The following is a 17,628-nucleotide window of genomic DNA, read 5'->3' on the forward strand; positions in this document are numbered from 1 at the left end:
ATTGCGGGGCCGAGACGCGTCGCCGGGCCGCGTGGACCCCGGCGGGCCCACGCCCGACCTCGGTGGGTGCGAAACGCCGAGCGGGCGTCACCGTTCCCTTCCTCCACAGCGCGGGTGACGAAGGCGAGTGCACACAGGCATCCGGTCTCGCCCGCCCTCAAGGTTGCAGCGCCTACGCTTGTCGGGTGAGAAGAGCGCAGCGCGTCGCGGGCCCCGTCGCACTCGTCGTGGCGGCACTGGCGGCCATCCTCGTGGCGCTCGCGTACGGCGGTGCGGCATCCGCTCCGGCGCTGCTCGACCCTGGCACTGTCGTGCGGTGGGGTCTGCCGATCGCGAACCTCTTCGTGAACCTGAGCGCCGCCGCGATGATCGGTGCGCTGTTCATGGCATGCTTCGCGCTCAGCCCCGGAAAGCCCGAGTATGACAGGGCTCTGGATGTCGCGGCCGGCTCCGCGGCGATCATGACGGTCGTCAGCGCCATAACCGGCATGCTCACCTACCTCGACGTGACGGGATCGTCGCTCGCGTTCGATCAGCAGTTCAGCGACGGCATCGGCCAATTCGCCACGCAGATCGCGATCGGGCAGGTGTGGCTGGCGATCACGCTGATCGCCGCGACCACCACGGTGCTCTGCTTCGCGGTGCGCAATCACACGGCCATCGCGTTCGTGACGATCGTGGCTCTGTGCACGCTCATCCCGATGGCTCTGAGCGGACACGCGGCCGGGACCGCCGGCCACGATCAGGCCGTCACGTCTCTCGGGCTGCATCTCGTGTTCGCGGCGATCTGGATCGGCGGCCTGGTCACGATCGTGCTGATCCGCAAGACGCTCGACAAGGACCGGCTCGTCACGGTGCTCGAGCGATTCTCGACGCTGGCCATCATCTGTTTCGTCGCCGTCGCCTTCTCGGGCATCATCAACGCCGATCTGCGCATCGGCACGCTGCAGAATCTGCTCACCGCCTACGGCGTGCTCGTGCTGGTCAAAGTCTTCGCGCTCGCTGTACTCGGCCTGTTCGGCATGTTCTGGCGCCGCTACATGATCGACCGGCTGAGGCGGGTCGGCAGCCGTGGTCCGTTCTGGTGGATCGTCACCGCAGAACTCGCGTTCATGGGCATCGCCTCCGGCGTCGCTGCCGCACTCGCCCGCACCGCCACTCCGGTCGCACAGGTGCCGGTCTCACAGCCGACTCCGGCGGAGGTGCTCACCGGCGAGCCGCTGCCTGCGCCGGTCACGCTCGCCCGCTACCTGTTCGGCGTGAACATCGATCCGCTCTGGCTCATCGGATGCGGCTTCGCGATCTTCTTCTACCTCGCAGGCGTCGTTCGGTTGCATCGCCGCGGCGACAAATGGCCCATCGGGCGCACGATCGCGTGGATCGCCGGCATTCTGGCGCTGCTCTGGGTGACCAACGGCGGCATCAACGTCTATGAGAAGTACCTCTTCTCCAGCCACATGCTGGCGCACATGCTGCTGACCATGGCCGTGCCCGTTCTGCTCGTTCCCGGCGCGCCCGTGACGCTCGCTCTGCGCGCGATCAAGAAACGCACAGACGGGTCGCGCGGCGGACGAGAGTGGGTGCTGCTGGTCGTGCACTCGAAGATAGCAGCGTTCCTCACGCATCCGATCACCGCGGCAGTGCTCTTCTCCGGATCGCTCTGGGTCTTCTACTACTCGCCGCTGTTCAGCTGGGCGACGACCGATCACATCGGACACGAGTGGATGATCATCCACTTCCTGATCACCGGCTACCTTTTCGTGCAGTCGCTGATCGGCATCGACCCCGTGCCCTACCGCTTCTCCTATCCGATGCGCCTCGTTCTGCTGCTGGCCACCATGGCGTTCCATGCCTTCTTCGGCCTTTCGATCATGACCACCGACGGGCTGTTCCTGGCCGACTGGTACGGCGCCATGGGGCGCACGTGGGGTGTGTCACCGCTGGCCGACCAGCAGCTGGCAGGCGGCATCGCCTGGAGCATCGGCGAGATCCCCACAGTCGCCCTCGCGATCACGGTGGCGATCCAGTGGAGCCGAAGCGACGCCAAGGAGACGAAACGCCGCGACCGGCAGGCGGATCGCAGCGGCGACGCCGACCTCGTCGCCTACAACGCGATGCTGCAGCGCATGGCATCCGACGGTCCCGATCCACGGGTCGGCGCCGATCTGCGCCACGACGACGGGGCGCAAGCCGATGCCGCGAAGGAGCCCCAGCGGTGAGTACGGTGACATCGGATGCCGTCAGTCTGACGAGCGAACAGGCTGCGGTATTCGATGCGATCGAGCACACCCGCGACCACGTGTTCGTCACGGGCCGCGCCGGAACGGGCAAGTCCACCCTGCTGAACCATCTGGCATGGAACACCGAGAAGCAGCTGGTCATCAGCGCACCCACCGGGGTCGCGGCGCTGAACGTCGGCGGGCAGACGATCCACTCCCTGATGCGACTGCCGATCGGCGTCATCGCCGACAATGAGCTGGACCAGCCGCGCGAACTGGTCAGAATGCTGAACAGCATCGACACGCTTGTGATCGACGAGATCTCGATGGTCAACGCCGACCTGATGGATGCCATCGACCGAGCCCTCCGCCAGGCTCGCCAGCGTAGATCGGAGGCCTTCGGCGGCGTGCAGATCGTGCTGTTCGGCGACCCCTATCAGCTCGCTCCGGTTCCCGGAGATGCCGAAGAGCGCGCGTACTTCGCCGACCACTACCGGTCGATGTGGTTCTTCGACGCGAAGGTGTGGGAGGAGGCATCCCTTCGCCGGTTCGAACTGAGCGAGATCCACCGCCAGCACGAGCTCGACTTCAAGCTCATGCTCAACGCCGTTCGCCACGGGCGCGTCACGAAAGAGATCGCGGACCGGCTCAACGCGATGGGCGCGCGTTCACAACCGGAAGACGGGACGATCACGCTCGCCACCCGGAACGACACGGTCAACCGCATCAACGCCACCGCCCTGCGGAAGCTGTCGGGCCGAGCGCTGACGGCCAAGGCGGAGATATCGGGCGACTTCGGGCAGCGCAACTTTCCGGCAGACGAGACGCTGGAGCTGAAGGTCGGCGCACAGGTGATGTTCCTGCGCAACGACACCGGCCAGGGCTTCGGAACGGGCCAGGGCGGCGACGGTCCGCGCTGGGTGAACGGCACCATCGGTACCGTGGTGCGCATCGACACCAACGTGTGGGTCGACGTCGACGGTGAGGTGCACGAGGTGGAACCGGCGGTGTGGGAACGGTTCAAGTACACCTACAACCCGCTCACGAAGAAGCTCACGAAGGATGTCGCCGCCGAGTTCACGCAGTTCCCGCTGCGGCTCGCGTGGGCGGTCACCATCCACAAGTCGCAGGGCAAGACCTACGACAGCGCCATCGTCGACCTCGGTGCGCGGGCGTTCAGCCCGGGTCAGACCTACGTGGCCCTGAGTCGTCTCACCTCGCTCGAGGGGCTCTATCTGACCCGTCCGCTCCGGCCGAGCGACATCATGGTCGACCCTGACGTCGACAGGTTCATGCGCGCGGACCGGAGCTGAGCGGAGGCCCGGTGGGCCAACGTCGCAACGCCGACGCCGAGACACCGGCGCCAACGCGGCCGGCGGAAGCCACTACGGACGCCGCAATGCCGACGCCGCAATGCCGACACCGACGCCAACGCGGACGCGGCCGGCGGAAGTCAATGCGGCGAGCCCGACGCCGACGCCGACGCGGCGAGCGGACGCCGAACCCGACCCGGCGCGCCGGCGTGACGACGCCGCGGCTATCAGCAGCCGAGGACAGGCGCTCGATCCGTGTGGTCCGACCACAGCTCATCCCATCGGATGATTTCCGCCCACCCGTTGTCGTCTCGTTACCGCTCGCTGCACGTAACCGACACGTGTCGACATAGGCTGGAAGACAGGGCGGTCTTACGACACGTCCGGGGCCCGGGGGGACCTGAGGGGGAGCTATGTCACGGCGTGAGGGGCGCAACGGGCGGTTCGCGCTGCTCGCTGCGGGGGTGGCGGCAGTGCTGACCGGGTCGCTCGCGCTGGCCGGGTGCACCAGCCACGGGGCGTCCGCGCCGGTGCCGTCGCAGGCATCCGTCACACTGCCGTCCGACGAGGCGAGTGCGCTGAAGACCGCGGTGACCGATGCCATGAAGCCGGCGGGGGCATCCGGCGCGATCGTGGGCGTGTGGGCGCCATGGGCTGGAAGCTTCACCGCGGGCCTGGGCACGACGACCGCGAAGGGCAAGGATCCCGTGACGCCCGACATGGCCTGGCGCGTCGGCTCCGTGACCAAACCGATGACCTGCACGGTGCTGCTGTCACTCGTGCAGAAGGGCGAGGTGTCGCTCGACGATCCGGTGTCGAAGTACCTGCCACGGTTGGTCGGCGTCGACGACCTGCGGCTGGGGCAGCTGTGCCAGAACACCTCGGGCCTCGGCGACTACTCCGCCGCCCTCGCGCCGCAGTTCGTGGACAACCCCCTGCGCAGCTACGTGCCGCTGGAGCTCGTCTCCAGTGGCATGGGCGAGCCGCGCGCCGGCACACCTGGGCAGCTCTGGTCGTACTCGAACGCCGGTTTCATCCTGCTCGGCATGGCGTTGCAGGCCGCGACCGGCAAAGACTGGGCGACCCTCTACCGCGACGAGGTATTCAACCCGCTCGGCATGTCGTCGTCGAGCCTGCCGAGTTCGTCGAGCCTTCAGGGATCAGGGCTTCACGGATACGCCACGTCACTGGATGGCGTGACCGGCGCACCGCAGTGCGGCACCGTGATGGACGACACCGGCCTCGCGCCCAGTGCCACCTGGACCGCGAAGGGCGTCGTCTCCACCCTCGGAGATCTGAAGACGTTCGCGCAATCGTTCGCGACGGCATCACTGCTCCAGGGCGACGCCAAGAAGGTCGCGTGGAAGACCGTGCCGCTGGGCGCGAACGTCGCGGGCTGGCAGCGCTACGGAATGGGCGGCATCCAGCTCGGCCCGATGCGGGGGCACGACGGCGCAGTGCCAGGATTCATCACCGCGATGCTCAGCGACCCCCGGTCCGGGCTCACCGTCGTCGTCATGTTGAACAACTCGACGTCCGGTGCCGCGTACGCGCAGTCTCTGGCCATGGAGCTGAGCGCCATCGCCGCCGCGTTCAAGCCGGCGGAAGGTCGCAAAGCACCGACGATCTCGTTGCCGTGGAAGACGAGCGACGCCAAGGCCGCACTCGATCAGCTCGCGGTGTGCCGGCCGGCCGGGTCGCCTCCGGCACCTGCTCCGGCGTCCCAGACCTCCCCCGCCCCCGCGGTGTATCAGCCGCTGCCCGCGAACTGACGCGCGTGCCCGTGCTGCCCCGCTGCCGTGCCGATCATCGCTCACCGGCTCAATGCACCCGGGCCTGCGAGCGGCCGTTGGCGACCCTCGATCGCCGATAACCTCGAACCATGCCGATCATCCCCGAGACGAAGAGCTGGACCTGGGTGCTCGAGCGTCGCTGCCCGGAGTGCGGACTCGACGCCGGCACCGTGCCCTTCCGCGACATTCCGCGACTGACGAGGGAGAACGCCGCGCGGTGGATGCCCGTGCTCGAGCGCGTCGACGTCCGCGTGCGTCCCGACGAGAACACGTGGTCGCCGCTGGAGTACGCGGCGCACGTGCGTGATGTCTACGGTGTGATGGCGCGCCGGCTGCACCTCTTGCTGACGGAGGACGATCCCACGTTCGAGAACTGGGACCAGGATGCCACCGCGGTTGCGGAGGCGTACGGGGGGCAGGATCCCGTCGTCGTCGCCGCCGAACTCCGCGAGGCCGCTGACGAGATCGCGGATGCCTGGGAGGCGGTTCCCGACGCCGCTCTCGACCGAAGCGGCCGGCGCAGCGACGGGAGCGTCTTCACCGTCGAGTCGCTGGCCAGGTACTTCATCCACGACCCGGTGCACCACCTCTGGGACGTGCGCGCTGGAGCTGAGAGCTGAGAGCTGAGAGCTGAGAGCTGAGAGCTGATGCCGGCGCTGGCCTCCGCCGCGACGTCAGCGCTGATCGCCGTCTCGGCGATCGGTCGTGTGGACACGCTCAACCGCAGAGCGGCACGCCGGCGGAGGTCAGGATGACCGTGCGGTTCTGCTCGGCGAGCGCGTCGGAATACGCGCCCGTGGCATCCGTCTCGGGCTTGAACCCGCACCACGAATGGCCCACCCCGGCCGTCGCCAGCAGCGATGCTGGCACGCCGAGCGTCACGAGTGCCCGCTTGACGGCATCCGCTCGCTGTTTCGACAGGGTCAGATCGGCCGTATTGGTCGTCGCCTGGTCCTTCGAGGCCGTGCCTGTGATGGTGACGACGTGGCCGTTCTGCTCGATCGACGGAACGAGACCGCCGAGCACCTTCTGCGCCGCGGACGGGTTGGAGAACGTGGCGGTGTTCTTCACGAAGAGCAGGTCGCTGTCGCGCACCACGATGGGCTGCGACCAGTCCGTCTTCGTGGCGGTGGACGGAACGGGCACCGCGGTGACGCTGGGGAGACCTGGCGCCGCCGATCCAGATGCCGGCTCGGGCAGCACGGAGAGCGTGCCGCCCGATGCCTTGATGATCGCCGCCCAGATCGCCTGAAGGTTGCTGCGCGCCGTGATGGTGAGCGGCTGCTGGGCGCCCGCCACGTCGCCAAGGCCGGACCAGTAGACGGTGACGCCCTTCAGATCGGTCGGCAGCTCACCCTTCGACTTGAGGTCGGCGACCACCTGCTGCGCGTCGGCGGTGAGCAGGCCCTGTACGGCGAAGTTCAGCGGGTCGACGGTCTGCAGCCCGTTCCCGATCACGAGCACGCCCATCGAGTTCGCGCCGAGACCCCGCGCCGCCTGGTCGATGGCGTCGAGAAAGTCGACCTCCGGGCTGGATGCCTTCAGCGACTGGAGGTAGCTCGTCACCTGCGCGAGCCTGTTACGCTGATCGCTCTTGCAGACGATGTCATCGTTCGCGGTCGAGCCGAGCAGCGTCGTCCCTCGCGCCTCCGGCTTGCCCGATGGCACCACGATCGTGACGCTGCCGTTGCTCTCCCCCGCTGCCCGCAACTGCTGCGTAGCGGATGCCGGCAGTTGCGTCGCCGGCTCGTTCGCGGTGCTGCCTGCGACGACGCCGAGATTCCGCTTGTTCGCCTGACTGCACGGTCCCGTCGACGCCGCTGCAGACGAGCAGGCCGCGAGCGAGACGGCGACGAGGCATGCCGCGACGGCGGGGGCGATGAGGCGGAGCGGGTGTCTCACGTGGTGTCCTCTCGTGTGCTGCTGGTGGGGTGTGCTGCTGGTTGAGCGTCCCGCTGGTTGAGCGTCGCCGCTGGTTGAGCGTCCCCGCTGGTTGAGCTTGTCGAAACCAGGGGTCGGCGGTTTCGACAAGCTCAACCGGCGGTGGGGGGTCAACGGGCGGTGGGGGCTCGGTCGGCGGTGGGGGCTCAACCGGCGGTGGGGGCTCAACCGGCGGTGGGGGCTCAACGGGCGGTGGGGGCTCGGTCGGCGGTTGAGGGCTCGGTCGGCGGTTGAGGGTTCGGTCGGCGGCCCCAGGGTTCGGCCCGGCGGCCGGCGGTCAACCGGCGGTCGAGGGCGGCTCCCTCCTCAGCTTCAGCTCGTGGATGATCTGGCTGGTCTCCTGCGGATCGCGCTGCCGCTGCGCCAGCCGCGTCGCCAGCTGGGCGCGCACCTGCTCGAGCTGCGAGCGGAGCGTGTCCTGGGCGAGCTCGTAGCGCCGGCGATCCGCGGCATCCTGCGCAGCCTGCTGGGTGACCGCCTCGGCTGCCTTGAGCTGCTCGGCCAGCAGACGATCGCGGTACCGGCGCAACCGGGCGACCCGATGCCATCCGCGTTCCACCGCGGTGACCAGCGGGCGCGTCGTGAGCCAGGCCGTGACGAAGCTCAAGGCCCCGGAGGTCGCCAGCACGCCGAGCATGAGGAACGCCATGATCGTGTCGGGCGCCGTCCAGGAGAAGCCGGAGGTGGGAGTCGCGTTCCCGGCGCCGACGAGGCCGGAGAGGCCTCCTGCCGTCTGCGCGTCGATGCCCGCCTTGATCCGGGAGAGGGTGACGGTGACGAGGATGGCCGCCCACAGCACTCCGAGACCGACGACGACGGCAACCCAGCCGCGGGTGGTGATGCCGCTCTCGATGCGGCGGATGAGCACGGCGATCAGGTGCGGAATGGTCACGATCGCGGCCGAGATGCCCGCCGTGATGATGTACATGATCGCGCCGATCGAGCCGTACTGGCTGTCGCCCCGCAGGAGCAGCGTGAGCGTCTGCGAGAGCAGGTAGTAGTCGACCGCCATCATGCCGAGCAGCAGCACGTAGACCATCACGTGCGCGAACGGCGAGAGGCGGCCGAGCCGTGGGCCGCTTCGCGGCGGCTTCAGCACGATGTCGCGAGCCATGTCATCCCCCTCATCGGCCGTGAACTCAGGCGTAGCTGTGGAACTGCGGGTCGCGGGCGGCGAGCTTGCGTTCGAGCATGGCCGCCTCCGCTTCGGCTTTGCCCAGGTCGGCGTGCGCGGAGCGCAGCGCACCCTCGACGAGCTCGATGCGGCCGCGCGCGACGGTCTGCAACGCTTCGCACGTGGACTCGTGCCGGGTGCGCTGCCTGGCGAGATCGGCGAGGCCGGCGTTCTCGAACGCGGTGATCTCGTGCTCGAAGACATCCAGTGTCTCGACATCGAGCGACCGCTTCATGCGCCAAAGGCGCCAGCGCAGCCGTCGTGACAGGCGTTTCGCCTCCGGCAGCCGGTATTCGACGGTCTCGAGCCCGAACGCGTCGTGCGTGTCGACCACTGCGACGACGGCTCCCGATCGGTTCCGTTTCGACATCGTTCCCCTCCTATGACGCTTGTTGTCGGCAATTGGCGGTGCGGTGATGCGGCGGTCGTGCACAGGTGGTGCCGGTGTGCAATGCCGCGTTCGTGCGCAGGCTCAGCTTGCGGGCTCCGCCCTGTCGTTCCCTGTGTGTCCGGCTGCGATGGCACCGCCGAAAAGGTCGGTGCCGTGCCACAACTCCAACGCCCGGTGGCTGTCGTCGACCGTCAGCCACGTGGGCCGCGCCAGCGTCGGCGGCCGATCGCTGATGTTCTCGGCGGCAGGATGCACGCGCCGCAGCGTGCCCCAGTAGATGGCCGTCTTCTCGTCCGAGTAGTCGAAGTACCGACGAGCCCGCAGTCGCGCCACCGTGAACCTCGTGTGGATGATCGCCTTGAGGTGTGACGACCTTCTGTTGTCGCGCTGGATGCGCCGTTCGAGACGCCGGAGATCCTCATGGGCGGGACTGGTCGGGTCGGGCTGCGACGCGGCATCCGCCGTGGCACGCCGCAGCGCTTCGGTCGCCGCTCGCTCGAGGGCGCTGGAACGCTCGGTGTACTCGCGCTGCTCCCGCACGAGTGTGTCGGCGAGCGCTTCGTGCTCCATCCACTGCGAGCGCACATCCGTGAAGAACCGCTGGCCCTCCCGCTGCGCGTACGTCGCGGCGTGCGCCTGCAGCGCCGCGACCGTGGGGGTGGGATCGCCGACCGGCTCGGCTTCGTAGGCCGCCCGCGGCACGCCGGCTCGGGCATCCCGTTTCGCCAGTCGCCTCAGATGAGTGCGGGTGAACACACCGACTCGCAAAGGAGCGCGAGGGGTGCGCGGTGGGCGCAGCGCACGGGCATCCGACACGGGAACCTCCTCTTCGTCGCGGTCGGACCCGATCCGGCCGCACCGAGAAGACACACGGTAGGCGAGCCGGATGACAGATCGCCCTGAGCCTCATGAGCACGGCGGAGCCACCGGCGAAGGCCCGGGGCCTTCGCCGCGACCCTCCTATCGCTAGGCGGTGACGCCCGTACGGCGCGCCGGAACCGGCGACGGAGCCCGGCGCGGAGATAGTTGTTCCGGCTCGGGTAGCCACCGGACGACGTATGCGGGCAGGATTGCATGGGTGAGCCCTTAGAGGCCGGAACTTAGGGTGAGAGCATGACCACGGGAACGCCCGCGAACGATCCGTCGCAGGTCTCTGCACAGTCCCGGGCACACTCCGGGGCGCACCCGGGTGCACAACCGGAGGCGGACCCGGACGCGGATACGTCGCAGGAGCCGGCGAGCTCACCGCAGCCGCCGGTACGGCATCGGCCACCTGCGGAGTTGATCGTCGTCGTCGTGCTCACCTACATCGCGGGGTTCCTCGCGATCGGGGTGGGCATCCTGTTCATCCTGCTGCGCTACGTGGTCGACAACGGCATGTTCGGCGGATCGTTCGGTGTCACGCTGATCGGTGCCGTGGTCATCCTTCTCGGGTTCTTCATCATCGCGCTGGCATCGGCCCTGACCAGGGGCAAGCACTACGCGCGCGTGCTGACCACCATCGCCATGGCGGCGGAGTTCGCGCTCGCGATCGTCGCGCTCGTCGTCGACGCGACGTCGTACTGGCTCGAGATCGCGCTCATGGCGGTCGCAGTGCTCACCACTGTGGTGCTGTGGGTGGGGCGTGGTGGGCGGTACTTCGCGCACATCAGCGCGCAGGATGCCGCACGCCGGCAGACCGGGATGTGACCCTCATCCGCAATACAGGCAAAACGCGCCGTAACAGGCAGATCGTGCCTGTTACGGCGCGGTAGACGCTTTCCTGCCTGTTGTCGTCGACCGGCCGGGCGCGTGGTGCGTGGTGGGACGGGCGCGATGTCTGCGGTGGATCGGACGCGTAGTCCCTGGCAGGGACGGCGGATCAGTAGTCGACGCCGCCATGACGGCGCACATAGCGGCGGTGAACGAAGCGCACCACCTCGACGCCGGCGATCGCCACGATCGAGAGGCCGATGATGAGGGCCGTCGTGATGAGCGAAGGGTCCGCGAACCCGAGGAATGTGCGCGCCAGCGGAACCGCGTAGACCAGGATCAGGCCGATCATCATGGCGCCGATGATGACGATCTTCCAGCCGTCGATGGGCCGGGAGAGCACCACGAGAATCCACAACCCGATGATCGTGAGGATGAGCGTGGCACCGGTGCGCAGTTCGTCCTGCTGGATGCCGGCGCCGGTGGCCGCCCACGCATACCACCACACCACGAGGCCGACGACCAGGCCGGCCGGAATGGCGAAGCTCAGTGATCGGCGCAGGAATCCCGGGATGTAGCGGCGCGTGTTCGGCATCAGTGCGAGGAAGAACGCCGGGATGCCGATCGTCAGACCGTCGACGATGGAGAGTTGCCGCGGCAGGAACGGGAACTGCATGATGCTGATGCCGAACACGATCGCCAGCACCGTCGCCCAGGCGGTCTTGGTGAGGAACAGCATCGAGACGCGTTCGATGTTCGCGATCACCTGACGTCCCTCCGCGACGACGCCGGGCAGGTGCTCGAACTTGCCGTCCAGCAGCACGATGCGCGCGACGGCCTTCGTCGCCGCGGAACCGGACTCCATCGCGATGCCGATGTCGGCCTCCTTGATGGCCAGCGCGTCGTTCACCCCGTCACCCGTCATCGCCACGGTGTGCCCGCTCGCCTGCAGCGCCTGCACGATGCCCTTCTTCTGGGTCGGGGTGACCCTGCCGAAGACCGTGTGGCGCTCGAGCTCGGCGGCGAGGGCATCCTGGTCGTCGGGCAGTTCGCGGGCGTCGAAGCCGGTCGGGGCGTCCAGGCCGACCTCGCGGGCGATCGCGGCGACGGTCTGCGGGTTGTCGCCGGAGATGATCTTCACCGCGACGCCCTGCGACGCGAAGTAGCCGAGGGTCTCGAGGGCGTCCGAGCGCACGCTCTCGCGGAAGGTGAGCAGCGTCACCGGGTTCAGGCCGGCCGGCAAGGTCTCGGCGTCGACGTGCTCGGGCGTGAGCGTCGAGTCGCAGTGTCCGAGCACCAGCGTGCGGCGCCCGGATGCCGCCAGCTGGGCCGACCTGCTTCGCAGCTCCTGATGCGCGGCACCCTGGAACACCATCTCCGGCCCGCCGAGCACCCAGGTGCCTTCAGCGGCGCCCGTGAACGACACGGCGCTCCACTTGCGGGCGGACGAGAACGGGATGCGCGCATCCGGTTCCAGCCCACCCTCCGCCGGGTAGGCGGCCGCGAGGCACCGCGCCGTGGCGTTCGCGTCGGGTTCAGCCCCGTACCAGGCCAGCGCCTGTTCCCAGCCGGCAGGCATCGACTGTTCGGCCGGAACGGCCCGCGCTTCCGCGGCGGATGGCGTGCCAGAGGCGGCCAGCGCCACCGGATGCGCCTGGTCGAAAACGATCTCGCCCTCGGTGAGGGTGCCGGTCTTGTCGAGGCAGATCACGTCGACTCGGGCTAGCCCCTCGACCGCTGGAAGCTCCTGCACGAGCACCTGCCGCGCCGCGAGCTTCACGGCACCTACCGCGAACGCGATGCTCGTCATGAGCACCAGTCCGAGCGGGATCATCGCGATCACCGACGCTATGGCGTTCACCGCCGCCTGCCGCCAGTCGCCGCTGCGGATCGCCTCCGGCCAGCCGCCGAAAACGAAGATCTGCGCGTTGAGAACGAGCAGCGCGACGGGACCGATGATCCAGGCCTGGAACCTCAGCACCTTGTCCACGGATCGCCGCAACTCGCTCGTCACGAGCGAGAACCTCTTCGCCTCGCTGGCGAGCTTGTTGGCGAACGAGTCCGCCCCCACCCTGGTGACGCGAACGGTGCCCTCGCCGCCCACCACGATCGAACCGCTCAGCACTTCGTCGGCGCCGTCCCCGTCGGCGGGCTGCTTGTCGACGGCATCCGACTCGCCGGTCAGCATCGACTCGTCGGCCTGCAGCCGGGATGACTCGATGACCACCCCGTCTGCGGCGATCTGGTCGCCGGCGCGGAGCACGAGGATGTCGTCCAGCACCACGTCGGCGATCGTCACCTCGCGCAACTGGCCGTCGCGCAGCACGCGCGCGGTCGGCGCATGCAGCAGCGCGAGCTTGTCGAGTGCGGCCTTCGCGCGGAACTCCTGTACCGAGCCGATGATCGTGTTGGCGATAGCGCTCAGACCGAAAAGGGCATCCTGCCAGCGCCCGAGAATGAGCAGCACCGCGAAGCAGGCGACGATGATGCCGTTGAACAGGGTGAACACGTTCGCGCGCACGATGCTCCACGCGGAGCGGCTCGTGGCATCCGTGTAAGCGTTCGTGCGCCCGTCGGCAACCCGTTCGGCGACCTCGGCCGACGTGAGGCCGAGCGTCGCGCCGGCCGTGTCGGTCATCGTCTCCCCTGTCGACGCTTTGGGTGTGGCCCTGAATGCGGGTTCGAGGCGCGCTCGGCGGCATCCGCCCCGCTCGATGCGAGCATAATGGAGCACTTTGCGAGGAGCGCTCTACGTCGTGCCGATCGTCGGCCGCGGGGATCAGAGCCGCTGAGCTCAGGCCTCGCCGACGCCTCGGCCCGCCATAGCATCGTCGGGTGAGCGAAGAACGCAGCGGTGACCGTTTCGGCGTCGATCATTCTGGAGAGGTCGATCCTTCCGGAGAGACAGCGGTCGAGTCGTTCTTCACCGCCGACCGCGCCAAGGCGTTCATCGATGCGGTGGTCGCGATCGCGCTGACGCTGCTCATCCTGCCGCTGCTCGACGCCATCACCAGCCTGGTGCCCGAGCACGGTTCCAATGTGCCCACCGCTGCGCAATGGTTCACCGACAACTGGCTGCTGCTTCTGGCGTTCTTGATCAGTTTCGTCTTGATCGCGATGTTCTGGATCAACCATCACCGAATGTTCGCGGGCGTGCGGCGGGTGACTACAGGACTGCTGTGGCTGAACGTGGCGTGGCTGCTGACCATCGTCTGGCTGCCGGTGGCGACGGCCATGATCAGCATCCTGAACAGCGAAGAGCCGCTCGTGAAAGTGTCGTACGTCGGAACGATGACCCTGACCAGCCTGGTCGCGCTCGCTCAGGAGCTGTTCCTTCGCGCACATCCCGCGCTGCACGACATCGCGCCGGATGCCCTGTTGCGTGGCATCGCCGTGAACATCGCGATGGCGGTGCTCTTCGGTGGGAGCCTCGTGCTCGCCATCCTCGTGCCCGACGTCAGCTACTTGGCGCTGTTCCTCCTCATGCTGACGGCGCCCGTGGCCCGTCTGATCGGGCGGATGCTCGGGGTGCGGCGACTCGCCCGGCCCGCGTCCCACTCGTGAAGCGAGACCCGATCGGCTTGTTGCTTCTGGGCTATTGCCACGACGTTGAGAGTCACGTCGAAAATCGTGCTGCGCCAGCCGACCGTAGTGGCCTGAGGCTGATCGGGCGGATGCTCGGACTGCGGTGGGCGAGAGCACCTGCGCAGCGCGAGTCTCTACGGCCACATCACGGCGGCCGGACTCAGCGCGAGAGTCCGAGCCGATCCGCGATCTCGGGAAGCGCCCGTGCGAAGACGTACCGCACCGTGTTCCAGTCGTGTCCCGAGTCCGGCGACACGATGAGTCGTGTCTTCATGCCGGCGCGGGCAGCAGCCGAGTGCAGCGTTCTGGCGTAGCCGGAAAAGGTGACGTCCTGGCTTCCGGTGCCGAAGATCGCGACGCTGTCAGGGTAGGGCGTGTGCTCGGCCAGGAGTGTCAACGGCTTGGCCGCGTCGTAGGCCGCGGCCGACCCGTTGAACGCCTTGGCGACCGTGTCCGGCCCGATCGTCGGTTCCCGTTCACCGAGCACGTCGATGACGGATGCGAACAGGTCGGGATGCCCGGCACCGAATTGGATCGCGCAGGTCCCGCCTTCGGAATAGCCGCCCACCGCCCAGTAGCGGCCGCTGTCGGCCACCGGCAGATGGCCGCGCAGCCACGTCGGCACGTCGACAGTCAGGTAGGTGGCGGCGTTGCCGAGCGGGGAGTCGACGCACATCGGGTTGCGGCCCGGGTACGCAAGCTGGTCCGCTGCGACCACGATCGGTGCGAGGCCGTTGTGTCGCGCGGCATACGCGTCGAACGTCTCGGCGACGCGGCCGGAGGTGAACACGTCCGACGGAGCGCCGGGCTGCCCTGCGAACAGGACCATGACGGGGAGAACGGGCGGGTTCTCCACCAGCGCGGCCGGTGGCAGGTAGATGATTGCGGGTCGGGCGTGGAACTTCGAGCGCGTACCCGGAATGGTCGCGGTGCCGACGATTCCGTGTCGGGGCATGTCGTGTGGCGCGATCCAGTCGGTGCCCAGGTGGGCATCCATCCTCCCAGCGTGTCCCGACAGACGCGCTTCCGGCAGCGCGGAGTACGGCACGATTCCGAGCGCGTCTCGAAGATGCGGGTACGCGCCGTAATCCACGTTGATGCCGGCAGCTGCGGACGCCAGAACGAGCGGCACGAAGATCAGGGCGATCGCCTTGCGCCACCATCTGGTGCGCCACAGATTGATCGCCGCCAACGACACGCCAGCACACGCCAGGGCGATCCACATGCGCGTCACCGGTTTGAGCGCGACATCGAACGTGTCCCAGACATCACTGACGAGCCACCCGATGAGCACCCCGAACCCGGCACCCACCGCGAGCGCTATCGCGATGCGAAGCAGCCGTGCCCGTCGCAGCGGTCCGCACACGAGATACAGCGCCAGCGCAGCCACGCTGCCGTACAGCGGGAAGAGGAACTCGGCATGATCGATGCGCAGCATCGACAGCCAATAGGGCATCCGATCGCTCCTGCAGAAGAGGCGTCCACGTCCGCGGAAGCTGAGGTGCGGATCCCGGCTCGGCCGTGGAGGATTCCGGAAATCGAACCTGACAAGGCGCCCCGATAGGCGCATCCCCATGACTCGTCGCCCACTGTATCGCATCGACCGGGCGTCGCCGCGAGGCGATCGGAGGGCCGGGGCGTGACGGGCATCCGGTGTCCTCATCGATGCGTGATGCCCGTTACCTCGAGCAACCGGAACACCGGATGAGAGCGGATGACGGGAATCGAACCCGCGCTATCAGCTTGGGAAGCTGAGGTTCTGCCATTGAACTACATCCGCGTGCCGCTGACACGGCATCCATCATCGTAGCCGACGGCATCCGACGGACGCGATTCGTTCGGTCTCACGTACCCCGACCAGCATTCGCTTCGGCCGAGTGAGCAAGCTCCCTCGGCTCTCAGCTCAATCGCCGGTGCTCGCGCTTCGCGCTCAACCGACTCAATCGCTTCGGCCGAGTGAGCAAGCTCCCTCGGCTCTCAGCTCAATCGCCGGTAGCCTGGATGTGTGCTGCTCTCCGATCGCGACATCACGGCCGAGCTCGACGCGGGACGCATCGCTCTGGAGCCATACGATCCGGCGATGATCCAACCGTCGAGCATCGACGTGCGCCTCGACCGCTTCTTCCGACTGTTCGACAACCACAAGTACGCGTTCATCGATCCGGCTCAGGATCAGCCCGAGCTGACGCACTTGGTGGAGGTGGACGGCGACCAGCCGTTCATCCTGCATCCCGGCGAGTTCGCGCTCGGGTCGACGTTCGAGCGGGTCACGCTGCCCGACGACGTCGCCGCACGCCTCGAGGGCAAGAGCTCGCTCGGGCGTCTCGGCCTGCTCACCCACTCCACCGCCGGATTCATCGACCCGGGATTCACCGGCCACGTGACCCTCGAACTCAGCAACGTCGCCACACTGCCCATCAAGCTCTGGCCGGGCATGAAGATCGGGCAGATGTGCTTCTTCCAGCTGTCGTCGCCGGCCGAGCAGCCGTACGGCTCCGCCGCATACAGTTCTCGCTATCAGGGCCAGCGTGGGCCGACGGCATCCCGCTCGTTCCTGGGCTTCCACCGCACCGATGTCAGTGGCACGGATGCCAGCGGCACCAGTGCCGGTGGGACCGACATCGGCAGCACCCATGTCGATAGCACCGATGCTGCCCGCGCCGATGCCGGCAGCACTGACGACGGCAGCACCGGCGTCGGCGAGCCCGCACGCCAGGCGGCACCGACCGCGAGCTGACCATTCGGGACACGGAGGAGGGCGAGCCGATGGACGACGAACCAGGTGCCGGTTCGGTCGCCGAGGACTCCTCCGGCACTGTGGCGCAGCGGATGTTCGCGGATGCCCTCGTCAGCGCGGGACCGTCGCCGGAGCATCCGAAGCGGATGACCCGGTTCGGGCAGCTCGTCGGCGCGTGGCGCGTGCGCGGACGGCGGCTCGACGAGTCGACCGGCGAGTGGCGCGAACGGGACTTCACCTGGCTCGTCTCGTGGGTGATGGACGGCCGTGCCATCGAGGACCTCGAGGTCGTCGAGAAGGACGGGCGTCAACAGACCATCGCGGTCGCCGTACGGGTGTACGACCCGGCGGCAGGCATCGTGCGGGTGAGCTACTTCTCACCCGCACTGAACCAGTACGCGAACCTCGTGGCGCAGGGCTGGCGAGACGGCATCCGTCAGGACGGCACGCAGAACGACGAGCGGCCCATCCGCTGGAACTTCAGTGCGGTGTCGGCGCAGAGCTACGCGTTCGACGGCTGGGTGAGCGACGACGACGGCGCCACCTGGAAGCTTGTCGAGCACCTCGAAGGCGAGCGGCTGGGCTGAGCCGGCCTCGCGCGCATCGAACCCGGACGCCGCCGGATGCCCGTGCGACGAATCGGAGACACGCCGAGCGCGCTCGCTCACGTGGCGATTCTGGAGCCTGCGCCCGGCGTGCCTCCGATTTGCGGCACCGCGTCGACAGCGGGCACGCCCCACGAGCTCGTGGAACGGGGCCCCTCGCTTCGCTTGCGCGGGGCGC

The 17,628-nt window shown here is 68.2% G+C and carries 13 protein-coding genes, 1 tRNA gene and 1 pseudogene; 8 read left to right on the forward strand and 7 right to left on the reverse strand.

The genetic code is table 11. The features are described from left to right. Window positions 1–185 precede the first annotated feature (185 nt). The 4 genes from ACYVDK_RS02000 to ACYVDK_RS02015 all read left to right on the forward strand — a co-directional run bounded on the left by ACYVDK_RS02000 (window position 186) and on the right by ACYVDK_RS02015 (window position 5,945). Window positions 186–2,219: a cytochrome c oxidase assembly protein gene (locus ACYVDK_RS02000; RefSeq protein WP_460517160.1), complete on the forward strand. Its 2,034-nt coding sequence runs from the start codon at window positions 186–188 to the stop codon at window positions 2,217–2,219. Then, on the forward strand, window positions 2,216–3,532 hold the full coding sequence (locus ACYVDK_RS02005) for an ATP-dependent DNA helicase (RefSeq protein WP_460517163.1): 1,317 nt from the start codon (window positions 2,216–2,218) through the stop codon (window positions 3,530–3,532). Before ACYVDK_RS02000 ends, ACYVDK_RS02005 begins: the two co-directional genes overlap by 4 nt. A 413-nt stretch (window positions 3,533–3,945) precedes the next feature. After that, entirely contained in the window at window positions 3,946–5,304 is a 1,359-nt protein-coding gene (locus ACYVDK_RS02010) for a serine hydrolase domain-containing protein (protein ID WP_460517166.1), read from the forward strand. Between the two features lie 110 nt (window positions 5,305–5,414). Next, the gene (locus ACYVDK_RS02015) at window positions 5,415–5,945 is read left to right on the forward strand and encodes a DinB family protein (protein ID WP_460517169.1); all 531 of its coding nucleotides are present in this window, start codon (window positions 5,415–5,417) and stop codon (window positions 5,943–5,945) included. Window positions 5,946–6,042: 97 nt separating this feature from the next. On the opposite strand, the gene ACYVDK_RS02020 is transcribed toward ACYVDK_RS02015, so the two are convergent. The 4 genes from ACYVDK_RS02020 to ACYVDK_RS02035 all read right to left on the reverse strand — a co-directional run bounded on the left by ACYVDK_RS02020 (window position 6,043) and on the right by ACYVDK_RS02035 (window position 9,647). Further along, window positions 6,043–7,227 (reverse strand): OmpA family protein, encoded by a 1,185-nt coding sequence (locus tag ACYVDK_RS02020; RefSeq protein WP_460517172.1) that lies wholly within the window; start codon window positions 7,225–7,227, stop codon window positions 6,043–6,045. Window positions 7,228–7,543: 316 nt separating this feature from the next. After that, window positions 7,544–8,380: a hypothetical protein gene (locus ACYVDK_RS02025; RefSeq protein WP_460517175.1), complete on the reverse strand. Its 837-nt coding sequence runs from the start codon at window positions 8,378–8,380 to the stop codon at window positions 7,544–7,546. Window positions 8,381–8,405: 25 nt separating this feature from the next. Further along, window positions 8,406–8,810 (reverse strand): hypothetical protein, encoded by a 405-nt coding sequence (locus tag ACYVDK_RS02030; protein WP_460517178.1) that lies wholly within the window; start codon window positions 8,808–8,810, stop codon window positions 8,406–8,408. 102 nt (window positions 8,811–8,912) lie between these two features. Beyond that, complete coding sequence (locus ACYVDK_RS02035) at window positions 8,913–9,647, reverse strand: hypothetical protein (protein ID WP_460517181.1); 735 nt, start codon at window positions 9,645–9,647, stop codon at window positions 8,913–8,915. 297 nt (window positions 9,648–9,944) lie between these two features. Between ACYVDK_RS02035 and ACYVDK_RS02040 the strand changes: the two genes are divergently transcribed. After that, complete coding sequence (locus ACYVDK_RS02040; protein ID WP_460517184.1) at window positions 9,945–10,520, forward strand: hypothetical protein; 576 nt, start codon at window positions 9,945–9,947, stop codon at window positions 10,518–10,520. A 172-nt stretch (window positions 10,521–10,692) separates the two neighbouring features. Here ACYVDK_RS02040 and ACYVDK_RS02045 read toward each other — a convergent pair whose 3' ends face one another. Then, window positions 10,693–13,161, reverse strand: coding sequence for an HAD-IC family P-type ATPase (locus ACYVDK_RS02045; RefSeq protein ID WP_460517187.1), 2,469 nt, complete (start codon window positions 13,159–13,161; stop codon window positions 10,693–10,695). Between the two features lie 197 nt (window positions 13,162–13,358). Between ACYVDK_RS02045 and ACYVDK_RS02050 the strand changes: the two genes are divergently transcribed. Next, window positions 13,359–14,087, forward strand: coding sequence for a TMEM175 family protein (locus tag ACYVDK_RS02050; protein WP_460517190.1), 729 nt, complete (start codon window positions 13,359–13,361; stop codon window positions 14,085–14,087). A gap of 181 nt (window positions 14,088–14,268) precedes the next feature. Here the strand turns inward: ACYVDK_RS02050 and ACYVDK_RS02055 are convergent, their stop codons facing one another. Beyond that, window positions 14,269–15,564 (reverse strand): alpha/beta hydrolase, encoded by a 1,296-nt coding sequence (locus ACYVDK_RS02055; protein ID WP_460517193.1) that lies wholly within the window; start codon window positions 15,562–15,564, stop codon window positions 14,269–14,271. Window positions 15,565–15,817: 253 nt separating this feature from the next. Beyond that, window positions 15,818–15,888 (reverse strand) — tRNA-Gly (locus tag ACYVDK_RS02060). Window positions 15,889–16,113: 225 nt separating this feature from the next. Here ACYVDK_RS02060 and dcd point away from each other — a divergent pair. Together dcd and ACYVDK_RS02070 are read left to right on the forward strand one after the other, a co-directional pair. Continuing rightward, a pseudogene (gene dcd / locus ACYVDK_RS02065) lies at window positions 16,114–16,701 on the forward strand (dCTP deaminase); the annotation flags it as partial. 173 nt (window positions 16,702–16,874) lie between these two features. Beyond that, complete coding sequence (locus ACYVDK_RS02070; protein ID WP_460517195.1) at window positions 16,875–17,432, forward strand: hypothetical protein; 558 nt, start codon at window positions 16,875–16,877, stop codon at window positions 17,430–17,432. Window positions 17,433–17,628: the final 196 nt, after the last annotated feature.

The organism is Humibacter antri, assembly GCF_054777235.1.